This window comes from Paenibacillus sp. FSL L8-0502 (genome assembly GCF_038593055.1).
GTDB classification, from domain to species: Bacteria; Bacillota; Bacilli; order Paenibacillales; family Paenibacillaceae; genus Paenibacillus; species Paenibacillus polymyxa_D.
Genome location: NZ_CP151958.1, coordinates 2,119,575 through 2,139,903 on the forward strand (window position 1 = coordinate 2,119,575; position 20,329 = coordinate 2,139,903).

19 protein-coding genes and 1 pseudogene are annotated in these 20,329 nt (G+C 46.9%); all 20 read left to right on the top strand.

The window, feature by feature from the left end:
* Positions 1–55 precede the first annotated feature (55 nt).
* The gene (fabF, locus tag NSQ57_RS09605) at positions 56–1,294 is read left to right on the top strand and encodes a beta-ketoacyl-ACP synthase II (RefSeq protein WP_029515005.1); all 1,239 of its coding nucleotides are present in this window, start codon (positions 56–58) and stop codon (positions 1,292–1,294) included.
* Positions 1,295–1,306: 12 nt separating this feature from the next.
* Positions 1,307–2,005, top strand: a complete 699-nt coding sequence (rnc, locus tag NSQ57_RS09610; protein ID WP_029515003.1) for a ribonuclease III — start codon at positions 1,307–1,309, stop codon at positions 2,003–2,005.
* 256 nt (positions 2,006–2,261) lie between these two features.
* Entirely contained in the window at positions 2,262–5,831 is a 3,570-nt protein-coding gene (gene smc, locus NSQ57_RS09615; RefSeq protein ID WP_340885080.1) for a chromosome segregation protein SMC, read from the top strand.
* Between the two features lie 38 nt (positions 5,832–5,869).
* Positions 5,870–6,886: a signal recognition particle-docking protein FtsY gene (gene ftsY, locus NSQ57_RS09620; protein ID WP_025721714.1), complete on the top strand. Its 1,017-nt coding sequence runs from the start codon at positions 5,870–5,872 to the stop codon at positions 6,884–6,886.
* A gap of 165 nt (positions 6,887–7,051) precedes the next feature.
* A complete protein-coding gene (locus NSQ57_RS09625; protein WP_025721713.1) occupies positions 7,052–7,702 on the top strand; it encodes a hemolysin III family protein in 651 nt (216 codons plus the stop codon).
* A 166-nt stretch (positions 7,703–7,868) separates the two neighbouring features.
* Positions 7,869–8,237, top strand: a complete 369-nt coding sequence (locus NSQ57_RS09630; RefSeq protein ID WP_029514999.1) for a putative DNA-binding protein — start codon at positions 7,869–7,871, stop codon at positions 8,235–8,237.
* Between the two features lie 51 nt (positions 8,238–8,288).
* Complete coding sequence (gene ffh, locus NSQ57_RS09635; protein WP_029514997.1) at positions 8,289–9,665, top strand: signal recognition particle protein; 1,377 nt, start codon at positions 8,289–8,291, stop codon at positions 9,663–9,665.
* Positions 9,666–9,731: 66 nt separating this feature from the next.
* A complete protein-coding gene (gene rpsP / locus NSQ57_RS09640) occupies positions 9,732–10,004 on the top strand; it encodes a 30S ribosomal protein S16 (RefSeq protein WP_013309862.1) in 273 nt (90 codons plus the stop codon).
* Positions 10,005–10,027: 23 nt separating this feature from the next.
* Positions 10,028–10,258, top strand: a complete 231-nt coding sequence (locus NSQ57_RS09645; protein WP_013309863.1) for a KH domain-containing protein — start codon at positions 10,028–10,030, stop codon at positions 10,256–10,258.
* 98 nt (positions 10,259–10,356) lie between these two features.
* The gene (rimM, locus tag NSQ57_RS09650; protein WP_013309864.1) at positions 10,357–10,872 is read left to right on the top strand and encodes a ribosome maturation factor RimM; all 516 of its coding nucleotides are present in this window, start codon (positions 10,357–10,359) and stop codon (positions 10,870–10,872) included.
* On the top strand, positions 10,872–11,690 hold the full coding sequence (gene trmD, locus NSQ57_RS09655) for a tRNA (guanosine(37)-N1)-methyltransferase TrmD (RefSeq protein ID WP_340955197.1): 819 nt from the start codon (positions 10,872–10,874) through the stop codon (positions 11,688–11,690). The genes rimM and trmD overlap by 1 nt, the downstream gene beginning before the upstream one ends.
* Before the next feature lie 224 nt (positions 11,691–11,914).
* A complete protein-coding gene (rplS, locus tag NSQ57_RS09660) occupies positions 11,915–12,259 on the top strand; it encodes a 50S ribosomal protein L19 (RefSeq protein ID WP_010346403.1) in 345 nt (114 codons plus the stop codon).
* Positions 12,260–12,360: 101 nt separating this feature from the next.
* Positions 12,361–12,987, top strand: a complete 627-nt coding sequence (lepB, locus tag NSQ57_RS09665) for a signal peptidase I (RefSeq protein ID WP_025721709.1) — start codon at positions 12,361–12,363, stop codon at positions 12,985–12,987.
* An 86-nt stretch (positions 12,988–13,073) separates the two neighbouring features.
* Complete coding sequence (ylqF, locus tag NSQ57_RS09670; RefSeq protein WP_029514994.1) at positions 13,074–13,934, top strand: ribosome biogenesis GTPase YlqF; 861 nt, start codon at positions 13,074–13,076, stop codon at positions 13,932–13,934.
* Positions 13,935–14,143: 209 nt separating this feature from the next.
* A complete protein-coding gene (locus NSQ57_RS09675) occupies positions 14,144–14,791 on the top strand; it encodes a ribonuclease HII (protein ID WP_081112524.1) in 648 nt (215 codons plus the stop codon).
* A 92-nt stretch (positions 14,792–14,883) separates the two neighbouring features.
* Entirely contained in the window at positions 14,884–17,010 is a 2,127-nt protein-coding gene (locus tag NSQ57_RS09680; protein ID WP_342425954.1) for a DNA ligase, read from the top strand.
* A complete protein-coding gene (locus NSQ57_RS09685) occupies positions 17,007–17,306 on the top strand; it encodes an EscU/YscU/HrcU family type III secretion system export apparatus switch protein (protein ID WP_023988176.1) in 300 nt (99 codons plus the stop codon). The genes NSQ57_RS09680 and NSQ57_RS09685 overlap by 4 nt, the downstream gene beginning before the upstream one ends.
* Positions 17,306–17,689 (top strand): YraN family protein, encoded by a 384-nt coding sequence (locus NSQ57_RS09690; protein ID WP_029516978.1) that lies wholly within the window; start codon positions 17,306–17,308, stop codon positions 17,687–17,689. The genes NSQ57_RS09685 and NSQ57_RS09690 overlap by 1 nt, the downstream gene beginning before the upstream one ends.
* A 156-nt stretch (positions 17,690–17,845) precedes the next feature.
* The gene (locus tag NSQ57_RS09695) at positions 17,846–18,397 is read left to right on the top strand and encodes a nitroreductase (protein ID WP_029516979.1); all 552 of its coding nucleotides are present in this window, start codon (positions 17,846–17,848) and stop codon (positions 18,395–18,397) included.
* A 144-nt stretch (positions 18,398–18,541) separates the two neighbouring features.
* A pseudogene (locus NSQ57_RS09700) lies at positions 18,542–20,179 on the top strand (YifB family Mg chelatase-like AAA ATPase); the annotation flags it as partial.
* Positions 20,180–20,329: the final 150 nt, after the last annotated feature.

Sequence of the window (20,329 nt, forward strand, 5' to 3'; positions counted from 1 at the left end):
ACAAGAGTGTGCGGTCTTAAAATACAATATGCAGTAGACATAGAGGTGATTATCTTTGAAACAACGTGTTGTCATAACAGGAATGGGTGTAATCACTTCGCTGGGACAGGATTTGAACACACTATGGGATAATCTGATGGCCGGAAAATCCGGCGTCAGTGAAATCGAAGCTTTCGATACAAGTGAGTACACTACGAAAATAGCCGCTTCCATTAAAGATTTTAATCCAGAGGATTATATTGAACGTAAGGATGCGCGTAAAATGGACCGCTTTGTGCAGTTTGCGGTTGCTGCTAGTAAATTGGCGCTTGAGGACAGCGGACTTGTAATCGGAGAAAATGCGGAAGCTGAGCGTGTTGGTGTATCTGTCGGTTCCGGTATTGGCGGATTGGGAACTTGGGAAGATCAGCACAACGCACTGATTGAAAAAGGACCTAAACGCGTAAGCCCTTTCTTCATCCCGATGATGATTGCTAATATGGGTTCCGGTCAAGTGTCGATTTCGCTCGGTGCTAAAGGCCCAAATACATCACCAGTTACGGCTTGTGCCACGGGCAGTCATGCTATTGGCGATTCCTTCCGCATGATTCAGCGTGGTGACGCAGACGCCATGATTTGCGGAGGAGCTGAGGCGACTATTCGTCCGATTGGTATGGCTGGATTTTGTTCCATGCGAGCGATGTCCACGCGTAACGACGAGCCTGAAAAGGCAAGCCGCCCTTTTGATACCGAAAGAGACGGGTTTGTTATGGGTGAAGGCTCTGGTGTTCTTATTCTGGAATCGTTGGATCATGCTTTGAAGCGTGGTGCGCGTATTTACGGTGAAGTGATTGGTTACGGTCTTTCTGGCGATGCTCATCATATGACAGAGCCTGATCCAGAGGGAGCGGCACGCTGCATTAGAATGGCGATCCGTGATGCCGGATTGAATCCTGAAGAGATTGATTATATCAATGCACATGGTACGTCTACGCCAGTCGGTGATAAATCCGAAACGGAAGCAGTTAAGAAAACGCTTGGAGATCATGCCTATAAGGTAGCGATCAGCTCAACTAAGTCGATGACAGGGCATTTATTGGGTGCAGCGGGCGGCGTTGAAGCCGTGATCTGTGGTCTCGCCCTTCAGCATCAGACGATTCCGCCAACGATTAATTTGGATAATCAAGACCCGGCATGCGATCTTGATTATGTACCTAATAAGCCGAGAAAAGCGGAACTGAATGTGGTTATGTCCAATTCCTTTGGTTTTGGCGGTCACAATGCTACGGTTATTCTAAAAAAATATGAAGCATAAGGGGTCAGTTCGTTGAGTGGAGACTTGAAGCAATTACAGCAGAAACTTCATATTCAATTCAACAATCGGCAGCTTCTGAAGCAGGCCTTTACGCACGCTTCCTACGTAAACGAACATCGGTTCAGTCAGCATGCAGACAATGAGCGTCTTGAATTTTTAGGTGACGCTGTTCTGGAACTGACGGTGTCCGAGCAATTGTACAATCAGTACCCTAACCGACCCGAAGGCGAACTCACCAAGCTGCGTGCAGCTATTGTCTGTGAGCCTTCTCTGGTGAAGTTTGCTGTCGGGCTTGAGTTCGGGCAATATGTGCTGCTTGGAAAAGGTGAAGAGTTGACAGGTGGACGTACTCGTCCGGCTCTGTTGGCTGATGTATTCGAAGCGTTCGTAGGTGCGCTTTATTTGGATCAGGGTCTGGAGGCCGTCCGTTCGTTTCTGGAACATTATATTTTTCCTCAAATTGTATTAAATGGTAAACTTCAGATGAGTGATTTCAAAACAGAGCTTCAGGAACTGACACAGCATCATAACATGGGGATGCTTGAATACAAGATTGTAGAGGAGCGCGGACCAGCCCATGAGCGCGAGTTTGTAGCCGAGGTATATATGGACAGCGAACGGCTAGGGGCAGGTACGGGGCGCTCCAAAAAAGAAGCTGAGCAGCAAGCGGCGGCAGTAGCTTTAAACCGTTTGAAGCTGGCAGAATCGTAATCGGTACCTGAGCAGCCCGGACGGGTTACGCAAGCAGGGGGCACAAAGTAAGAGCAAAGGGCAGTCCGCGGGGAGTCCCGGTCCGTAATGGCGAATGGACTGCGTTTTGCTCTTTTTTCGTGGCTTTGCTGGTGTAATGTGAGTGTTGGTACTGTGCTTTAAACAAGCTAGTTTATGCTACAATAGGGATAATTCATATCAATCAGGTAAACGGTGTTGTACAAGCATATTTGAAATGTTAGAGGTGAGATTGAGCATGTTTTTAAAGCGCATTGAGCTGGCGGGCTTCAAATCGTTTGCAGATAAAACGGAAATGGAATTTGTCCGCGGCATTACGGCAGTCGTCGGACCTAACGGAAGCGGAAAAAGTAATATTTCCGACGGGATTCGTTGGGTGCTGGGCGAACAGAGTGCCAAATCACTGCGTGGCGGCAAAATGGAGGACATTATTTTTGCAGGTAGTGATGCTCGTAAGGCTGTTAATTACGGTGAAGTATCGCTTACGTTGGATAATGAAGATCAGGCGTTGCCTCTGGATTTTGGTGAAGTCACGGTAACGCGACGTGTACATCGAAGTGGGGATAGTGAATATTTCATTAATCGGCAATCATGCAGACTCCGAGATATTACAGAGCTGTTTATGGATACAGGGATTGGTAAAGAAGCTTATTCCATTATTGGGCAGGGACGCATTGAAGAAATCCTAAGTACTCGATCTGAGGATCGTCGAGGTATTTTTGAGGAAGCCTCGGGTATCGTAAAATATAAATCCCGTAAAAAAGATGCGGTTCGCAAGCTGGATGAGACGGAGCAAAATTTGCTGCGTATTCACGATTTAGTTAGTGAACTGGAAGATCAGATTGGACCGCTTAAGGAGCAGTCTGAAAAGGCGATTCATTTTAAAGAGCTACGCGGTGAATTGAAATCAAAAGAAATCTCTATGTACGTCCATCAAATTGAACAAATTCATACTTCGTGGAGCGATGCGACTTCCAAATTAGCTTTGCTGCAGCAGGAGCAACTTCAGTTGTCTACGGTGGTCTCCCGCCATGATGCGATGCTGGAAAGCGACCGCAACGAATTACGCCAGCTGGAAGAGCAGGTAGAACAGTTGCAAAGGGATCTGCTGCAATACAGTGAAGCGACGGAGAAAAGTGAGGGCTACGGCGAATTGCTCAAAGAGCGCACACGCAATCTGGCGGCTAATCGGGAACAGCTGATCTTATCACTTAGCACAAGCGAATCACGGCATTCCGAGCGCAAGAGTGAACTGGATCAGCTGAACGAAAAGCTGTCTGCACTGAATGTAGAGCTTGACGAGTTGCGTGCACGGCTGTCTGACGAAGAGGCCAAACTGATTGGAGTTACAGGCGGAATCAGCCAGGAGCAGGAAGAAAGCCTAAAGGGTGGTCTGCTGGAGCTGATGAATCAGATGGCGCAGGCGCGTAACGAAATCCGTTATACAGACCAACAGAAGGAAGCATTGGAACGGCGTGTGACTCGTGTAAGTGACGAATCCGGCAAATGGGAAGCCCAGAAAGTACAACTTGAACAGCGCAAAAAGGGATTGGAAGCTGCGGTTCAGAAGCTGGGGCAGGAAATCAGTAGTTTGCGTAGTGGCTATATTCAGGGAAGTGAAAAGTACCAGGCCCTGCAAAAACTTTTGGAAGAAAACCAGGGTACAGTTCGTAAATGGGAACAAAAACGTGAGGCTCAAATTTCACGGCGAGATACAATGAAGGAAATGCAGGATGACTTTGACGGCTTCATGCTTGGAGTTAAAGAGGTATTGAAGGCTGCACGAAAAGAAACCTTGCACGGTGTGCATGGAGCGGTAGCAGAGCTGATTCGGGTGCCTGAGCATTTAGAGCAGGCGATGGAAACCGCTTTGGGTGCTTCAGTTCAGCATATTGTGATGGAAAATGAATCCGTATCCAGACAGGCAATTAGTTTTCTAAAGCAACGTCAACTGGGCAGAGCAACATTTTTGCCTATGGATGTTATCCGCCCGCGTCAAATCGGCGCGGGAGAACGCCAAATTGCAGAAGGAGCCGAAGGCTTTGTCGGGATCGGTGCAGATCTTGTTCAGTATGATGATCGATATGCCGGAATTGTAGGCAGTCTTTTGGGGAATGTGGTCATTGCTCGTACGTTGGAAGACGCAAACCGTATTGCGGCTCGTTGCCAATATAGATACCGCGTTGTCACTTTGGAAGGCGATGTTGTCAATGCAGGGGGTTCCATGACTGGGGGAAGCCAGTTCAAGAAAAATGCTAATCTGCTTGGACGCAAACGTCAGTTGGATCAGTTGGATCAAGACATTGTAGATACGGAGCAGCAAATTGCAAGGTTGCGCCAGAGTGCAATAGATACCAAACGCCAGTTGGAAGAGACACAGATCCGTCTGGACGAGCTACGTCAGGGCGGTGATGTGAAGCGTGGTGAAGAGCAGCAGATGGCTATGGAGCTCAAACAACTGGAGCATGAACTTCGTCATGTTCTGGAACAGGTCGCTGCGTCTGGTCAGGAGAAAAAGGGCTTTGATCAGGAAATCAAGGAGCTGGAAACTTCCCGGGAAGAAGCGTTGGTAAAGTTAGCTGCGCTGGAGGAAGAAGAAAAGAAAACGCATCAGGCCATTCACGCTGCTGAATTCGCCCGTAAAGCCAACGAATCTGCCAAAGAGCAGTTGCAGGGAGAGCTCACGAATCTCAAAGTAAGAGAAGGAAAGCTGGACCAGGAACGCTTTTCATTGGAAGAGCAGTTGCGCAGATTGCGTGGGGATTATGATACTCTTGGTAAGGATTCGAGACAAAACAAGACCTTACTAGCTTCCATTGAAGCAGATTTGCTGACCAATGAGCAGGAGACTGTGAAACAGATTGAAAATCTCAATCAATACCGTTTGAAAAAAGAAGAAGCTGCACAACAACTGGAATTCAAGCGGGCTGCACGCAGTAGCTTGTCCAAAAAGCTTGAAGTGGCTGAGAACGACACGAAAGAACAGCGAATTCAGCTCAAGTCAGTGGAGGAGTTGCTTCGTCAAACGGAAATTGGAGTAAATCGGCTTGATGTGGAGCTGGAAAACGTACTGAAAAAATTAAGTGATGATTATGAACTCAGCTATGAGTTAGCCAAGCAGCGTTACCCTATACCGGAAGATATTGAAGGCACGCAGAGCGAGGTAGAAAGGCTCAAACGTGGTATTTCCGCGTTGGGTGAGGTGAACCTGGGCGCCATTGATGAATACCAGCGTGTGCATGAGCGTTATACGTTTCTTGATGAGCAAAAGTCTGATTTGGTGGAGGCCAAGACAACACTTTATCAGGTTATTCGTGAAATGGATGAAGAAATGTCCAAACGCTTTAAGACTACGTTCGATGCTATTCGGCGCGAATTTGGAACGGTATTCTCCAAGCTGTTCGGAGGCGGACGTGCTGATCTCGTGTTACTTGACCCGGAACGCTTATTGGAGACGGGAATTGACATCGTAGCTCAGCCACCGGGCAAAAAACTGCAAAACTTGCAGCTACTGTCGGGCGGTGAGCGTGCGTTAACAGCGATGGCGTTACTATTTGCCATTTTACACGTTAAACCTGTTCCATTCTGTGTACTCGATGAAGTAGAGGCTGCATTGGACGAAGCAAACGTGGTGCGTTTTGCCCAGTATTTACGAGAATTCTCGGAGCAGACACAGTTCATTGTAGTCACACACCGCAAGGGCACAATGGAAGAATCTGATGTGCTGTACGGGGTTACGATGGAGGAAGGCGGGGTTTCCAAACTCGTATCTGTCAAGCTGGACAACGATGAAGCTGAGATTGCCTGACATTAAACAACATACTTTCAGACCAACGGAGGGAATCCATGAGTTTCTTTAGGAAATTGAAGGAAAGCATTGCAAACAAAACTGAATCGGTCACAAAACAGTTCAAAGATGGTTTGGAAAAAACGCGTAAAGGTTTTGTTGAAAAAGTAACGGACTTGATGATTCGCCGTAAAAAGATTGATGAGGAATTTTATGAGGAACTGGAAGAAATTCTGATCGGAGCGGACGTAGGCGTCAACACGGTTATGAACCTCATTGAAGACCTGCGAGAAGAAGTGAAAAAGCGCAAAATTGAGGATGCATCCGAATTACAGCCTGTATTGTCGGAAAAGCTGTCCGAGTTGCTGCGGGGGAATGACAACAGTCAGCTCAAAATGAGTCCTGACGGAATTACAGTCATTCTATTCGTGGGAGTCAATGGCGTCGGCAAAACGACAACCATTGGCAAGTTAGCTCATCGTTTTAAACAAGAGGGAAAAAAAGTATTATTGGCTGCCGGAGATACGTTCCGGGCGGGTGCGATCGAACAGTTGGAGGTATGGGGCGAGCGGGCAGGTGTAGAGGTTATTAAGCAGCAATCCGGTTCCGATCCGGCTGCAGTTATGTTTGATGCCGTACAGGCTGCCAAGCAGCGACAAGTGGATGTTTTGTTGTGTGATACCGCAGGACGTCTTCAGAATAAAAGCAATCTGATGGAGGAACTGAACAAAATTTTCCGTGTGATTCAACGCGAAATTCCAGATGCTCCTCATGAAGTGTTGTTGGTACTTGATGCGACGACTGGACAAAATGCACTTAACCAAGCCAAGCTGTTTGGTGAGAAAAGCGGTGTAACCGGGCTGGTACTAACGAAGTTGGATGGTACAGCGAAGGGCGGGATTGTTGTGGCCATCCGTCAGGAGCTGAATTTGCCTGTTAAGCTGGTGGGCTTAGGTGAAAAAGTGAATGATCTTCAACCGTTTGATTCCGAGCAATTCGTTCATGCGTTGTTCGCGGGGTTGATTCAGGAAGAGACGGTCGAAGCAACTGCTACAGGCGAGGAAGAACAGAACTGATACGTTTAAAGTGGGCTTTCATGCTACGTTTGGGATAACTAAGTAGCCATCCTGTTGCTGTTCAAGTTTGCCCAGATGTATAATGAAAGCAAGAGGTCTGTCGATGTCGTATATGTAATGTATCTTGTATGTAAAATATAAATCAGGAAGCCGGGTGAAAAACCGATGGCAAACACCTATACCTACTCCCGACGGGAAGAAGTAGCCAACGCCATTACACATGGAATTGGAGCCGTTTTAAGCGTGGCAGCGCTTGTGTTGCTTATTGTTTTTGCTAGCATGAAAGGAACCACTTGGCATGTCGTCAGCTTTACGATTTACGGGATTACGATGCTGTTGTTGTACACCAATTCAACGTTGCTTCATAGCCTGCGTGAAGGAAAAATGAAGGATTTGTTCGAAATATTCGATCATTCTTGCATTTACCTGTTTATTGCAGGTAGCTACACCCCGTTTATGCTCGTTGCACTGCGAGGTACTCTGGGATGGACACTGTTTGGAGTGATTTGGGGGATTGCACTGTTCGGTGTGTTGTTCAAGGCGTTCTTCACCAAGCGCTTCCTGTTTATGTCTACCGTGTTTTACATTGTGATGGGCTGGCTCATCACCATTGCCTGGAATCCTCTGGTTGCGACTGTTCCCGCCGGAGGGATGACGTTATTGTTCGTAGGTGGCCTTATGTATACGTTGGGCACGATTTTCTATGTGTGGCGGGCATTTCCATATCACCATGCGATCTGGCATCTGTTTGTTCTGGCAGGCAGCATACTTCATTTTCTGGCTGTTCTGCTGTATCTTACTCCGGTAAGGGTTTAAGTAACAATGGGTAAAAAGTCGATCCGTACTTCCGTTTAAGGACAGTGGATCGGCTTTTTTTTGTATGACAAGGGATAACGCTTGACATCTTCTTTTCTTTTAGGTATCATAAGGAACGTTGAAAAGAACTGTAAAGTGTTTTTCCTTGACGATGGAGGTATACAAGATGAGTCAGGAGAATCGGCTGGAAAAGACAAACCGGATTAACCGACTGTTTGACTTCTATGAACCTCTGCTTACAGAGAAGCAACAGATGTTTTTAAAATATTACTTCCATGATGATTTTTCTTTAGGGGAAATTGCATCGGAATTTCAAATTAGCCGTCAGGCAGTATATGAACATATTAAACGTGCTGAACAGGTATTGGAAATGTACGAGGAAAAGCTTGGTTTGCTAAGTAAGTATGAGCGCAGAATCCAAGATCTCGATGAATTAAATAAGACGTTGTATGAGGCATTCGGTAAAATCAGTGAGTCCGATGAAGGCACTCTGCAACATGTCCATCAAATTGTAAATCGCCTGCAGGAACTGTAGGACATATAGATTAAGAACAAACAACCCTGGTAGACAAGGAGGTGCGAAAGTATGGCATTTGAAGGATTATCGACTCGCTTGCAAAATGTATTCAGTAAACTGCGCGGTAAAGGAAAAGTGTCTGAGGATGATGTAGCTCAGGCGATGCGCGAAGTACGATTAGCTTTGCTTGAGGCGGACGTTAACTTCAAGGTTGTAAAGGACTTTATTGCCAAGGTAAAGGAGAAATCCGTTGGTAAGGAAGTGATGGACAGCTTTACGCCAGGCATGGTCATCATCGACATCGTGAACAAGGAACTGACCGAGTTGATGGGTGGCAGTCAGGCCAAGCTTGCCAAAGCAAACAAACCGCCTACGGTCATTATGATGGTGGGTCTCCAGGGCGCAGGTAAAACGACGACATCTGGTAAACTGGCGAAATTGCTGCAAAAGCAAAATCATCGCCCATTGCTTGTAGCTGGTGATATTTATAGACCAGCCGCGATCAAGCAGCTTCAGGTTCTTGGGGAGCAGATTAATACTCCTGTATTTACTCTGGGAGATCAGACAAGCCCAGTGGAAATCGCAAAACAGGGTTTGCAGCATGCTAAGGATAATGGAAATGACTACGTTATTATAGATACTGCCGGTCGTCTTCATGTTGATGAAGAGCTCATGGAAGAGTTGCGCCGGATTCATACCAACGTCAACCCGGATGAAGTTTTACTGGTTGTAGATAGCATGACGGGGCAGGACGCGGTTAACGTTGCGGAGCACTTTAATACTAGCCTAGAGTTAACGGGAGTTGTACTGACAAAGCTGGATGGCGACACTCGTGGTGGTGCAGCTTTATCGGTTAAAGCTGTAACGGGATGTCCGATCAAGTTTGCTACATTGGGTGAAAAGCTGGATGCGATGGAGCCGTTTCATCCTGAACGGATGGCTTCACGGATTTTAGGTATGGGTGACATGTTGTCCCTGATTGAAAAAGCGCAGTCCAATATCGACGCCGATAAGGCGAAGGAAATGGAACGGAAAATGCGTAATGCCGAGTTTACTTTCGAAGATTTTCTGGAGCAAATGGATCAAGTTAAGAAGCTTGGCCCAATCGACCAGATTCTTGATATGATTCCCGGTATGGGCAACATGAAGCAAATGAAAGATATCAAAGTGGATGACAAACAGATGGGCCGAATTGAGGCTATCGTTCATTCTATGACCACACAGGAGAAGCAAAACCCAGACATGATTAATCATAGCCGTCGCAAACGTATTTCTGTAGGCAGTGGAACATCACTGGCTGAGGTAAATCGTCTGATAAAGCAATTTGACGAAATGCGTCGCATGATGAAGCAGTTCTCAGATATGATGGGACCTAAGGGTGGCAAAAACAAGGCTATGAAGCAGTTGAAGAGTATGGGTAAAGGTATGAAGTTTCCTTTCCGCTAAGGCCAATAGGCCCTTGGAATTATGGATAACAATATACAGTCTACTTTTTGAAGGAGGTGAATTTTCGTGGCAGTTCGTATTCGTCTGAAACGTATGGGTGCACATAAAGCTCCTTTCTATCGCGTCGTGGTATCTGATTCTCGTTCCCCGCGTGACGGTCGTTTTATCGAAGAAATCGGTTACTACAACCCAATCACAGTACCAGCGGTTGTAAAAATTGATGAAGATAAAGCGCTGAAATGGTTGCAAGATGGTGCACAAGCATCCGACACAGTCCGTAACTTGCTTAGCAAAGCGGGCGTAATGAAAAAGTTTCATGAGTCTAAACTACAGAAATAAGGTGCTGATACGGAGGGTCAACCATGGAAGAATTAGTGATAATCATTGCTAAGGCTTTAGTCGATCATCCGGAAGATGTAACCGTGAAGACCTTGGAGAAGGATCGGCTTGTTGTATATGAGCTTAGTGTACATCCTGAGGATGTAGGCAAGATCATTGGTAAGCAGGGTCGTATCGCCAAGGCGCTTCGCACTGTGGTTGCATCAGCAGCCGTTAAGATGGATAAACGGGTTACCGTAGACATCATATCTTAAAGATATACGAAAGTGGGTTAGGATGTATGTCCTAACCCTTTTTCGTACATGATGAAGATGTATATGGAGCGGGACCGATTACAAGCAGGAGGAACACGATGCAACAATTGTTTAATGTCGGAAAAATTGTGAACACTCATGGAATCCGTGGGGAGCTAAAAATATTAACGACGACAGATTTTCCAGAGGATCGCTTTGCAAAAGGCAGTGAGCTTTTGATTGTTCCGGCTGAAGGTAAAGCACCGATCCCCGTAACTGTTGAAACAGCGCGTTTTCAAAAAAATATGGTTGTCGCTAAATTTAAGGAATATCACAATATTAATGAAGTTGAAAAATATAAAGGTACATTGTTGAAGGTATCTGCTGAGCGGTTAGGCGAATTGGAAGAAAATGAATTCTATTTTCATGAAGTAGTCGGCATGGAAGTGGTGACCGAGGACGGAAATGAGCTCGGCGTGGTCAAGGAAATTTTGACTCCGGGAGCCAATGACGTATGGGTAGTCAAAATGCCTAAAGGCAAGGAACTGCTATTGCCGTATATAGAAGATGTTATTTTGGATGTAAACGTGCGTGAAAAACGAGTTACGGTACGGTTAATGGAAGGTCTGCTGTAATGCGGGTGGATGTGCTGACCCTGTTTCCAGAGATGTTTGATGGAGTATTTAATGCAAGCATTCTGGGAAAAGCAAGGGATAAGGGAATTGTATCACTGCAAGCGGTTAATTTTCGTCAGTATGCCGGCAACAAACACGGACAAGTGGATGATACGCCCTATGGCGGTGGGGGTGGCATGGTTTTGAAGCCTGACCCTATTTTTGCTGCTGTGGAAGCGCTGTTGGATAAATCAGAGCAACCAACATTAGAGACTGCCGATGAAGTTAACCAACTTGAAGGGGTAGAACGTAACACAGACATAAAATCTCCGCGTATCATTTTGATGTGTCCACAAGGCGAGACTTTTACGCAAAAGAAAGCGGAAGAGCTGGCCAAAGAGGACCATCTTATTTTTATATGTGGGCATTACGAGGGTTATGATGAGCGTATTCGAGAGCACTTGGTGACGGATGAGCTTTCTATCGGAGATTATGTATTGACTGGTGGTGAGCTTCCAGCCATGACCGTCATTGACAGTGTGACACGATTGCTACCAGGAGTTCTGGGGAACGAAACGAGTGCGGTAACGGACTCGTTTAGTACGGGGCTGCTGGAGTACCCCCATTATACCCGGCCTGCGGAGTTTCGGGGCTGGAAAGTCCCCGATGTACTCCTGTCAGGGCATCACGTCAATATTGATTCTTGGAGACGACAAGAGGCGTTACGTCGCACGATGGAACGCCGACCGGATCTATTGGTACAAGCTGAACTGACAGGCAAGGAGCGCGTGTGGATTGAGGAGCAACGCAAAGCTGACTTTTTGGAAGACAAGCATTAAAACGCTTTAAACATGAGTGGATTTGAAAGCAGGCAGTGACCTGTTCTATAATAAAGTCAATTAAATAATGTTTGGTCAAATCCCTTTTTGTTGTTGCAATGCGGTATCCTCCATGATACAATACATCTGTTGTGTGTAATACGGTGGTCCTCTGTGGATGATGAAGGAAACGGTTGTGTTTCCAGAAGAAGCATGAACACCTGTACGGAAGGAGGGAGTCATAGATGAATATCGTCCAAGCGATCACTGAAGAACAACTGCGTAAAGATTTGCCTAACTTTCGTCCTGGTGACACTTTGAAAGTGCACGTGAAAGTTATTGAGGGAACTCGTGAGCGTATCCAGTTGTTTGAAGGTGTTGTAATTAAACGCCGTGGTGGTGGAATCAGTGAGACTTTTACAGTTCGTAAAATTTCTTACGGTGTAGGTGTGGAAAGAACTTTCCCGCTTCATTCCCCGAAAATCGATAAAATCGACGTGGCTCGCCGTGGTAAAGTGCGTCGTGCGAAGCTTTATTATCTTCGTGAACTGCGCGGTAAAGCAGCGAGAATTAAAGAAATTCGTCGTTAATACAACGAATAACGAAAGGGGCTTGGTTACAAGCTCCTTTCGTTTTTTCTACGTACATAGGGAACTGTGGATTATTGACCGTAAAGAGAGGACAGTGAGCTATGGAGCAAGAAGTAGGACAAGGAGCTGTACAGCAGCCAACTGATCAGGATGGTACGCCCAAGCGTAAACCAAAAAATGAGATTTTTGAGTGGCTCAAGGCCATCATTATTGCGTTAGTGCTTGTCTTTTTAATCCGCTGGCTTCTCTTTAAGCCGTTTATTGTGGATGGCCCGTCGATGCAGCCTAACTTTCATACCGGAGAACGCGTCATTGTGAATGAGATTTTGTATGATTTCCGTGCCCCTAAACCAGGCGAAGTGATCGTGTTTCATGTGCCGGAGGAAGGAAGAGACTTTATCAAACGCGTCATTGCCGTTGAAGGAGATACGGTCAAGGTAGAAGGTGACACAATTACAGTAAATGGCAAGCCGATTCAGGAATCTTACCTGAAAGCTCCTTTGGAAGAAGCGCATCAAAATGGCGAGCTTTACAACAAGTTTACAAATTTTCCAAATGAGAAGTTTAAGGATGGAAAAGTTCCGGCTGGGCATATTTTTGTAATGGGAGATAACCGTTCCAATAGTACAGACAGTCGGATGATCGGATATATTGATTTGAAAGAAGTCGTGGGTCGGGCTGACGTTATTTTCTGGCCGGCGAAAGATATGCAGTGGATTAACCACTAGAATAACTAATAAGCAGCATAGCTGCCGTAATCCTAACTAAGAGCCTAAGGGTAAAAGTTGGAGTTACGCACAATGGGGTGATGACGGTGACGATTCAATGGTTTCCTGGTCACATGACCAGAGCGCGCCGCCAAATTGAAGCAAAATTAAAGCTGATTGATTTGGTTATTGAGCTGATTGATGCTCGATTGCCGCTCTCCAGCCGAAATCCAATGATTGATGATATTTTGCAAGGCAAGCCGCGAATGATTATATTGAATAAAGCAGATTTGGCGGACCCCGTAGTATCACAGCAATGGATTGCCTACTTTAAGGAGCAGGGGCATGTGGCCTTACCAGTAGATGCCACAACTGGAACGGGGCTAAAAGAAATCCCGATTCAGGCTAAGCTGTTGCTTAAGGAAAAGATAGATCGGCAGATTCGGAAGGGAATGAACCCGCGTCCTATGCGTGGGTTGATTGTTGGTATTCCGAATGTCGGTAAATCGACACTGATCAACCGAATGGCGGGACGTAATATTGCAGCTACGGGTGACCGTCCAGGGGTAACGAAGGCACAGCAGTGGATCAAGATCGGTGAAATTGAATTGCTGGATACACCAGGTATTCTATGGCCTAAATTCGAGGATCAGAATGTAGGCTATCGTCTGGCTGTTACAGGTGCGATCAAGGAAGAAATTCTGAATGTCGAGGATATTGCTTTTTTTGCGACTAAATATTTGGTCCAGTACTATTGGGATGTAATGGCAGAGCGCTTTGAGCTCACCAAACGTCCTGAAGATACAGAAAATCCTGATGAAATTGTCAACGTCATGGAAGCGATCGGACGTAAACGCGGCTGTATTGTTAGCGGCGGACGTGTGGATCTTGAAAAGGCGTCAAAAATCATTTTGCGTGAGCTGCGTGCAGGGAAGCTGGGACGGTTCAGTCTGGAAGCTCCTTACTGATTCTACAGGTACACCGATACAGAACATAGCACTTTGTGGCAAGGAAGAACCTTCCCCATCTCTCCGGAGAGGAGGAAGGTTTTTTTGGTATTTGAAGGCAGTTAGAAAAGGGTTTTGGACGATGAAGGTCTGTGGTAAGCTGAATTCAATCGCTAGAGCTACGGCATGAATGACGCGTTAAACTACATATAGATGGGCAGGTATTGAATATGGAAGATAAAGAGATTGTAGTGAAGGACATGCTACATTATGAAAAAAAATGCTGGGAGCAGTCTTGTGAGCGGATTGCAGGAATTGACGAGGTAGGTCGCGGATGTCTGTTTGGTGATGTTGTGGCCGCAGCAGTCATTTTACCAGTGGGTGAGTTACTGGAAGGTGTGGATGATTCCAAAAAATTGACGGATAAGAAGAGAGAAGCGTACTACGAGCTGATTATGGAGAAGGCCATTGCTGTAGGAGTTGGCTATGTAGATGCGCAGACGATTGATGATATCAATATTAAGCAAGCAGCTCGTTTGGCTATGAAGCAGGCTATTGAGGCTTTACATGTGTCTCCTGATTATTTACTGGTGGATGCAGAAAAGGTAGATGTGCCTATTCCTCAGCTCTCTATTATTAAAGGAGATGCGAACAGTCAGTCTATTGCGGCGGCCTCTATCATCGCCAAGGTAACCCGTGATCGACTGTGCAAAGGTGAATGGGATGCGAAGTATCCGGAATATGGGATCGGTATACATAAAGGTTACGCTACCAAGTTGCATAGGGAACAAATTTTGGCGCTAGGACCTACAAAGATGCATAGACGCAGCTTTCTGGGAAATCTGTTGACGGAGCAACCGACGCTGTTTGATCTGTGATTACTTATTATGAATCGGGACAATGCCGATATAAAGGATAACTAATACCATAAGCCCCTTTTGAGTAGGGGGAGAGTGAGAGGAGGGGCGATATGAACATCGGATCTGTATTTCGGGGATTACTTGGAGATGTGAAGGCGGGAGAGGCAAAAAAACTTGATATGCAGCCAGGCCAGGTCGTAAGAGGAGTCGTATTAAAGGTGTCTGAGGACGGCGACGAGGCTGTATTGCAAATACAAGGTTCTCAGGTCAGGGCAAAGCTGGAGACCCCTCTTCAACCTGGGCAGACTACAACGTTTCAGGTTCAACCGGCTTCCCCCAGCGGAATGACGGTGCTTAAACCTTTGAACGATGTGGCCAATACACCACAGCAAACCGTAGCGCTGACAGATGTATTGGAATCGGTGGGACTGCCGGATACAGCTCAGAACAGGGAGCTTATACAGGCAATGCAAAAGAATGGTGTGCCGTTGACATCTGAAAATGCGGCTTCTTTGCGAGAAGCTATGGCGAAGCAAAGTGGCAATGTACAGTTGGGAACGTTTGTGCAGGCGGCGGCAGTTGCTTTTCAGCGGGGACTTCCATTGACGGCAGAAAGCATAAACGGATTGCGTCAAGCGATGTTTGGGCCTCCTTTAAATGATCTGTTGTCTTCGCTGGAGCAAGAACTTGAAGCGGTGTTAAAGCAGCAAGGACAGGGAACGCCTACTGACCGTTCAGTAGGGGAAGCAGCCACAATAAAAAGCACTGACCGAACGTCAGTTAGTCCAACAGGCACTTCTTCTGTGGTGATTGCAGATGGACAGGAAGGCCAAGCTTTAACATTGTCCAAGGATGCTTCTGCCTCTGCTGCTACAAAACAGGCAGAAACAGGACAACAAGTCACAGGTGGCAAGGAATTGTTAAAAGGGACTCAGGCAGCCAATCTCGCTGCTACAGTAAGCGAAGCGAGTGTTTTGGCTACAGATTCGGATACTTCGGCGGGATCTACTGCATTTGCATCCAACGGGACTGCTTCAGAAGAACCGCAAGCAGTTAGCGGGCGAGGAGCGCCAGTGGTATTGGATGCTGGTGCCAATGCGTCTGAATCGGGCGCTGCTGATGCATTAAACGGCTCCCGCGTCAAAGCGGAGCAACAACAGCAAGCTACTGCGGCAGGTACGCAGCTTAAGGATGCCGATGGTGCTCCAACTCCGGCCACGGCAGAGCCTACGGGGACGAAGTCTGCCTTAAACGCAGTCATGGCAGACCGTCCTTCCGCACAGCAAGCCGCTGGCTCTACGCTACCATCCGCGGCGAACAACGTTACTGCGCCAGAGGCGCCGCTCCAGCGGCTGCGCCTCCTGCTGCAAGAGCTGCGTGCAGCCGTGCCACCCGAACTGAGCACGGCTGCACCAGACCAGTCCACGGGAGAGGTAGCGCAGCCGGCGGCTGGCGCCTCGCGGACTGCGGATGCCGCTGCTTCACAGCCTGCGGCATCCAGCCCGCAGCTCACCCCCACGGAGGATCCGTGGGTGGGCCGCGTACTGAAGCTGCTCGGTGCAGAGCATGAGCAGCAAGTGCACCGCGCGACTACACAGGTCGCGCAAGGGGCGACGGCACGTATGGAGTCGCCAGAGGGAATGCCCCAGACACTGCCGGGATTAGCGGCTACGTCAGGCGACACAGTGTCAGCAGACGCAGCCACCGTAAAAGGTGCGCTGCTCCAGCTGATGAGCAGTGACGACCTGCCGCCCGCTTTGAAAGAGGCGGCTCAGCAGGTTGTACAGCACCTGACAGGTCAGCAGTTGCTGCTCAATACAGACCGAACGGCGCCTTTTGCACAAGTACACATGTTTATACCGTTCGTTGGACCGGACGGTCGTGAAACAGCTACGATCCAGATTCAGTCTCGCCGCGGCAAACGGGGAGAACTGGACGCCTCCAACTGTCGTCTTTGGTTTGATTTGGACATGAAGGGGCTTGGACCGACCCTGGTAGATGTCCAGGTTGTAGATCGGATTGTAAGTGTCAAGCTCCATAATGATCATGAATGGGCGGCTTCGTTGTTAACCAGTGGGCGTGAGTCCATTCACACAGCGTTGGAGTCACTAGGATACCAACTTCTATCGCTTCGTACCGAGCCCATGCCCATAAGGACTGAACAGAACAGCCTCGTCTCTTCTGAAGTACAAAGCTATGTACCTCAGCCGTATAAAGGAGTCGATCTTAAAATATGAAAGAGCCGTTGGAGCCTCCTTCTCCTTCCATAAAGAAGGCGGTCGCCCTTAAATATACGCCTGGTGAGAGCGAAGCACCGATTGTCGTTGCCAAAGGGAGCGGCCGTATTGCGGATAGCATTTTAGAAAAAGCTAAAGAACATGGTGTTCCGGTACAGGAGGACGCTGCGCTGGTTGAAGTACTATCCAAACTTGATTTGGACGAACAAATCCCTGCTGAGCTCTATCAGTTGGTGGCAGAGGTGCTTACCTATATTTATCAAATGGATCGACTTGCATCAAGGGATGACTGGTGATGAGGAATGAGATGAAGGCTGGAGGCAAGGATCAACGGAAAGCCAAAGGAGCGATGGGCGAAGAGGCAGCGGCTTTGTTTTTAGAAAACTTGAGTTACCGTATCATAGAGCGTAATTGGCGATGCCGCAGTGGTGAAATAGATCTGATTGCCAAGCAGGAGCATACATTCGTGTTTATTGAGGTACGTAGTCGTAGTAGCTCCAAATATGGAACGCCAGCAGAATCAGTTACTACGCGTAAAATAGCCCAAGTTCGCCAAACAGCTGCTGTATATTTGCATATGAATGGGATTGGAGATGCTCCGATCCGCTTCGACATGATTTCTGTACAATTAACTGACGAAAAGGCAGTTGTTACGGACCATTTAATAGGTGCATTTTAAAAGAGTAAGAGCTTTCGCGAAGGTAAGAGTGCGGGACTGAATTCAAATGTGCAGGTTGACATGAAGGAAAGCTACAGGTATATTTTATTGAGAATAGTTATCATTTTCATCTTAAAATGAATAATCGAGAAGTTGTACCTGTGAAGGAGGATTTACGTGACAAAGCATACCTTTAGTGAACATGTCATAGATGTAATTCAGGAACGTCGAACGATTAAACGATTTAAATCCGACTCCATTCCGGTAGAAACGATCAAAGAACTGTTGGACGTCGCTGTGTGGGCTCCTAATCATAAAATGCGTGAGCCGTGGCGTTTTTTGTTGTTTGCTGGTGAAGGACGGAAAAGGCTTGCAAAAGCCATTGCAGCCGATATTGGTAAAGACAACAAGTTTGAAAGTGGAATTCTGCACAACCCGATTCAGCTTTTAGTGGTGATGGAAGAAGATCCGCGTCAAGCGGTTTGGGATGAGGATTTTGCAGCGGTCAGTGCGCTTGTACAAAACTTTATGCTTGCCGCATGGAGCAAAGAAATTGGAACGTTTTGGGTGACAAAGCCATTTTTGTATTCGCCTAAGTTCCGTGAGCACTTGGGAATTCAACCGGGTGAGAAGGTAATAGGAATGATATATGCAGGCTATCCTGACGTTATCCCAGAATCAAGGCCACGTACTCCGGCAGCCGATAAGCTGACCTTGTTTGACAAATAATCTTTCGTTAGATAAACTTAGTCAAGAATTTTGAAAGCATGTTCAGAGCTAAAATTACGAACATTATATTTGCAATAAATGAAAATTTGGAAGCACCTTTTTTCATATAGGCAATGATTCCCGAGAGGGACATTTCAATATGAGGAGAGGTGCTTTTTTGATATGTATGGAAAATTACATGGAGCTTGTCTATATGGGATAGATGGCGTTCTGATCGAAGTTGAGACTGATTTGTCCAATGGCTTGCCTCAGACCGCAATTATCGGATTGCCGGATTCAGCGATTCGAGAGGCAGTAGAGCGTGTGAGAGCAGCAATCAAAAACTGCGGTTTCAAATATCCGTCCCAGCGTGTCACGATTAACTTAGCTCCTGCAGATTTGCGTAAGGAAGGCTCATCTTTTGATCTTGCTATCGCTTTAGGCTTGCTGACAACCAGCGGACAGGTTGTTTTACCAGTAGGGGAACGAACGCTGTTTATTGGCGAGCTGGCACTGGATGGCAGCATTCGTCCTGTAAATGGGGTGTTGTCTATGGTTGATCTGGCCAAGCGAGAAGGATTCGATTCCGTGCTGCTTCCTCAAGAAAACGCAAGCGAGGCTCGTCTAATTGCGGATATACGTATTTACGCTATACGCCATCTGGTGGATCTTATCCCGGTTAATGAGCATGCACAAGGCACCCCGGACGGCCAAGTGACCAATCAAAATTGTACTGCCAGTAAACAAGTTATAATCCATTCCTATGACCATTTATCCCAAGCAGAGCATATAGCGTTGTGCGAGCAAGAGGAACTAGCCAGTAATATGGAGGATTACAGCGATGTGCTGGGTCAGCTACACGCCAAACGTGCGTTAGTTATTGCTGCAGCAGGAATGCATAATATTTTGCTTATGGGGCCGCCGGGTGCTGGAAAAACGATGCTCATCCGCAGATTGTCCTCTATCCTGCCGCCTTTGACTGAAAAGGAGTCGCTAGAAGTGACCAAGGTATACAGCGCAGCAGGAAAATGGAAGGAGTCATCGCCCCATCTCATGCATGTTCGTCCCTTCCGTTCGCCTCATCATACGATCTCTGCTGCTGGATTGGTAGGCGGAGGAGGCATACCCAAACCAGGAGAAATCAGTCTTGCACACCGAGGGATTTTATTTCTGGATGAACTGCCTGAGTTTAGCCGTCATGTGCTAGAAGTGCTGCGGCAGCCTCTGGAAGACCACCATGTTACAATCAGTCGTTCACGTGCAGTGTTTAAGTATCCGGCGCATTTTTTACTTGCAGCTTCTTTGAATCCGTGTCACTGTGGCTTTTTCGGCAATAACACGGAACATCAACGCTGTACCTGTTCACCTGCAGCAGTCGCTCGATACCGCTCACGTATTTCCGGTCCATTGCTGGATCGAATTGATCTTCAGCTTGAGGTATCACAACCGAAGGATTGGCGGGAGGAAAAAGAATCACTGTCGTCTGCTGATATGAGAAAGCAGGTGTTGGCTGCTCGAGCAATACAAATCCGCAGATACAGCAAGCTTCCTTTTTCATGGAATAGTGAGCTGTCCGGTCAGCTGCTGCGTAAATATGCGGTATTAGAACAAAATGCAGCGGAGTTGCTTGACCAGACGATGGATGCACTTGGTTTAAGCATGCGTGCGTATGATCGAATTCTCAAGCTGTCCCGCACCATTGCAGACTTACATGAGTCAGAGAAAATTACGACTTCACATGTGGCTGAAGCTATTCAATACCGCCAGATGGATAGAGCAAATTCCAATTTTCCCGAAATGTAAAAAGGCGATAAAATTAGCAGATACAGCACGATCATTTTTATGAAAAAGTTTTTCCAAAGGATATGTATACGAGAGAAAACGGAAATAAGGACAAAAAAAAGCTCCAGGCAAAAAGACCTAGAGAAGCAAAAAAGATTATGACAATAGTGA